Below are 4149 nucleotides of genomic sequence, written 5' to 3' on the forward strand. Positions count from 1 at the left end.
AAAAAAAAAAAACGATTTTTCTGCATTTCAATAGAAAAAATATAACATTTTTATGGGATTTAACGATATTTTTACATAAAATGAGATGAAATCTTGTTTTATCTTTAAGCTTTATTTAAGTGTTTAGGGCATGGATTCTTGATGATGGGTTTGAGTGAGTTGTATTTTCATAGAATGCAGATTCTAAATGGCATTCCGTTAGAAAATAACAATACAAATCTTTTGCTTGTCATATTAAGTAGCTACAAATCCCACTTTCCTTATTGTTTTACACTCCTGAATTTTTTAAATTTTTAAGTATCACTACACTGCATACAACAAAATATGATAATGCTTCAAGTCTAACTCCCCAACTTTTGGGGTATATGTAGAATTTAAAAGTGAATATAAATATAACCTAGCAATTATGTCTTAAACCCTATAAATACGAAGAAAATGATAGCCCACATGTATGTATTACCCGCCATTTAACCCTATATTAACTTGCTATCATTCACATAAAACAAATTTCAAAAATCTTTACCACCTACACCTTAGCTTCCGCAAAACTCTTTTCTATAAGCTCACATAAAATATGGATACATAAAATGTGAATCTCTTGAATGCGAGGGGTATCATCGCTTGGTGCGACAATGCTATAATCACAAAGATTTTTAATAAGCCCACCATCTCTGCCACTTAGTGAAAGGGTGATACAGCCTATTTTATTTGCCACTTCGAGAGCATTAATAATATTTTGTGAATTGCCACTCGTTGAGATTCCAATCACCACATCGCCTTGCATTGCAAGGGCTTCGACCTGCCTGCTAAACACATGGTTATAACCATAATCATTGCCAATAGCAGTCAATGCGGAAGTATCAGTGCTTAGGGCAATCGCACGAAGACCCTTTCTCTCGCGCTTATATCGTCCTGTGAGTTCAGCGGCAAAATGCTGACTATCAGCCGCACTCCCGCCATTGCCACAGATAAGAATCTTTTTATTATCTTGCAAAGCTTTTGTGATGGCTTTTGCACTCTCAAGTAGTATTGGTGCAAGCAAGCCAAGCGCCTTTTGTGCAGTATCTATATGTGCTTTTATCTCATTTGTAACCAAATCTATATCCATAATCATAACCCCTTATCACAATATATTCTTAATGTTACTTAAATTTTGATAATAAAGGATTAATATTTGTAACTCTAGATTCACATAACGCTACACCATATCACCAAAAATATGTTGAAGCATACTTTTAAGATCACTGCTATCGCGTTTTAAGTTAATACTATCACAACTTTTATAGGGGTTGGAGTTAGCATAATCATTAATGATAATTCTTTTAGCATGATATAAGCCATAGATGATTTGATGATATTTTATTCCTTCTTTTTCTAGTTGATTTTCTGTTATAGTTTTATAATCTAGCGTTCTTGAAGTGGTTAGGATAATATAAACCTTGCCTGTATCATAAAGTTTATTTAGCATTGCCACATTTTCTTCTATCTTGTTTGTTTCACCCCATTTTGGTGTAAAAAACTGCCCAGAATTTTTCACTAATGTGCCATCAATATCAACAAACAGTGTAGCAAATTCTCTTTTATAAAGATTCCATTCCTTTATTGTCCCCCAATCTAAATAATCTTGCACCTTTGAGTTAAAGAAAACATGTCCGCTAAGCATCATATTATAAATAATATGCGAAATATATAAATTATCTTCATGTGCTAACTTCTCATAATATTTACAAAATTCTTCACTTGATTCAAAGCCATACCCACCAACATTAAAGATTGAGCCAATCACGCGTTTTTCTATGATATTAGTTATAATATTTTGTTCATTTACAATAACAAAGCTTTTACTCTTTGCGTATGTTAAATCCATATCATTTAAGTCATAGGTGGATACGAAATTGCCACTAACGCGATTTTCTACAAAGTAATTATCACTATCTTTAATATAGATTTGTCCGCATATATTTGCCTTTTTTATGCCTTGATATACGGTTTCTGGTTGCGATTTTGTTTGTTTATCTAGCGTGATAATAGATAGTTTAGAATCACATTTTAGCATTTTAAATTGATCCGTTAAAGGCTTTTGTAAATCATATTTTTCATAATGCTCTTTCATGCAAATAATATAGATTTTACTAAATTCCTTTAGGTTTAAGCCTCTAATTGCTTCTGTTAGCATAAGATTCCCATTTGGGTGTGTAAGAAGCCATTTGGGCTTTACTCCCGGAAATCTTGATGAATGTCCTGCGACCGGTAAAATAAGATTCATTACATTACTCCAAATATCTTTTTTGCATATTCTATGCAGTTAATTAATCCTTGATCCATATCAATGCTAGGTTTCCAGCCTAGCTGTTTTGCTTTGTCATTATTGCCTAAGGCATATTTATTTACCTCTTTTTCTAAAATAGAATCATGCAGCTTTAAAGCCCCTGCATATAAGTCTGGATACTTTTCCCAAAAAAGCTTTGCGTCTCTAAAAATAGGCTTTATATCTGTTTGTAAATATTTTGCAATAATCTCATAAATCTCTACAACAGAATACGCCTTACCTGATGCGACATTAAATGTGTCATAAACTACATTATTATCATTCATCACAATCTCACATAGCGAAATAACATCATCAATATAGACATAATCTCTTTTTTGTAAGCCATTTGAATGAAGGACTGGTTGTTGCCCCCCCCCCCCATTAATAGCGTTTTAATGATATAGCCAATTAAAGGTGGATGTTTTCTCTTCATATCTTGGTGTGGTCCATATACATTAAAGAAACGCAGGATAGCAATATGCAATCCATAGGTTTTAAAGAATGAATGACATAGCATTTCAGCTTGTTTTTTAGAAGTGGAATATATGAGATAAGGTGAGGTTTCATCACTCTCTTTTGTAGGAAACTCTTTATTATTCTCATAAATTGCTGAAGTGCTAGAAAAGACAACTTTTTTCACACCATTAAAGCGTGCAGATTCTAAAACATTTGCACTTCCTGCTACATTAATATCAATAGCTTTGTATGGGTCTGTTTGACAATCAGGCAAAGGTGCAATACCTGCAAAATGAAACACATAATCTATGCCTTTCATTACATGCAATAAGTCTTTTGAGCGTATATCCATGCCGACAAACTCTCCAAAAAATTCATTACCTACAATCAAGTTATCTAATCGCCCATACGACATATTATCAAGCAATATAACTCTATGCCCCTTTTTACTTAGCACATATCCTAATTGAGAGCCAACAAAGCCCGCACCACCTGTAATTAATATGTTTGACATATTGTATCCTTTATGTTGAGATTGAGAATTTCAGTAACCACATAATCAAAAATGTGATTATCTTTTGCGTAGGGAAGGATTCTAAAAAGATTTATTTTTTGAAAAATGGTGTAATATTTTCTATAAAATTCATATTGCATAAAATGCTTATCTATCATTTCATCTAAGTAGTGTAGAATCATTGCGATTTTAGTGTTATCATAACTTCTTTCATACAGCATTACACTCCATTTATGCTTTGTATCCTGCCTAAGCTTTACAATATCTTGCAAGGGCGTTTCAATAAAATTATCTAAAAAATCAATAAGTATAATCTTGTCGTTTGAGAATAAAATATTTGAAAAAGTAAGGTCTCCATGACATCCTCCAAGCGGCAGGATAATCTCATTTGGAAGTTCTTTGAAATCCCTTTTTATAGAATCTAAACATAGGGTTAGAGATTTGTTTTTGTGTGTATTTATCTTTGATACAACTTCATTGTATTTATTATGTAATATATCTTTATTTATACTTGTATATACAGAATCTTTTAAATTATTTTCAATAAATTGCAATAAAATACGCATGGTTTGAGCGATACTTGTAATTGTAGCGTTTTCAAAAAATACAATAAAATCACTTGCATAATAATAAGGCATTGAAAAGCCAACTTTTTCATTATCCTTAGTTTCCCAATATTGCTGTAAAACTTGTGGGATTAGAATCTTGTCATGGTTGTCATACATGTTAGCAAATAATATTTGCTTCTCGCATTGTTTTTTTAATCTAGCTTTGTAGTCTTTATTTGTAGTGGTTTTTAGAATCGTGTGATTATTGATAATTTCTAGCTGACATCCAGAGTGTCCTGCTATATATATATATATATATA

Annotated in this window: 5 protein-coding genes; all 5 read right to left on the reverse strand. The window is 32.0% G+C overall.

Features of this window, described 5'->3' with window-relative positions; all coding sequences use genetic code 11:
- Positions 1-526: 526 nt before the first annotated feature.
- Positions 527-1108: a D-sedoheptulose 7-phosphate isomerase gene (gene gmhA / locus C6H08_RS07775; protein ID WP_034562346.1), complete on the reverse strand. Its 582-nt coding sequence runs from the start codon at positions 1106-1108 to the stop codon at positions 527-529.
- Positions 1109-1198: 90 nt separating this feature from the next.
- A complete protein-coding gene (locus C6H08_RS07780) occupies positions 1199-2266 on the reverse strand; it encodes a glycosyltransferase family protein (protein ID WP_034579644.1) in 1068 nt (355 codons plus the stop codon).
- Complete coding sequence (locus C6H08_RS12330) at positions 2266-2697, reverse strand: NAD-dependent epimerase/dehydratase family protein (RefSeq protein ID WP_080745662.1); 432 nt, start codon at positions 2695-2697, stop codon at positions 2266-2268. The genes C6H08_RS07780 and C6H08_RS12330 overlap by 1 nt, the downstream gene beginning before the upstream one ends.
- Positions 2595-3281: an NAD-dependent epimerase/dehydratase family protein gene (locus C6H08_RS07790; RefSeq protein WP_052099989.1), complete on the reverse strand. Its 687-nt coding sequence runs from the start codon at positions 3279-3281 to the stop codon at positions 2595-2597. Before C6H08_RS07790 ends, C6H08_RS12330 begins: the two co-directional genes overlap by 103 nt.
- On the reverse strand, positions 3266-4149 hold an 884-nt coding region (locus tag C6H08_RS07795), incomplete at its 5' end, for a phosphotransferase (protein WP_104686160.1). The genes C6H08_RS07790 and C6H08_RS07795, both read right to left, overlap by 16 nt.

The organism is Helicobacter bilis (genome assembly GCF_900198365.1).
GTDB lineage: Bacteria > Campylobacterota > Campylobacteria > Campylobacterales > Helicobacteraceae > Helicobacter_A > Helicobacter_A bilis_B.

Excerpts from the sequence above, each read along its gene's own strand:
- C6H08_RS07790 (WP_052099989.1), bottom strand. The coding sequence starts at position 3,281 with ATGTCAAACATATTAATTACAGGTGGTGCGGGCTTTGTTGGCTCTCAA.
- C6H08_RS07780 (WP_034579644.1), bottom strand. The coding sequence starts at position 2,266 with ATGAATCTTATTTTACCGGTCGCAGGACATTCATCAAGATTTCCGGGA.
- gmhA (WP_034562346.1), bottom strand. The coding sequence starts at position 1,108 with ATGGATATAGATTTGGTTACAAATGAGATAAAAGCACATATAGATACT.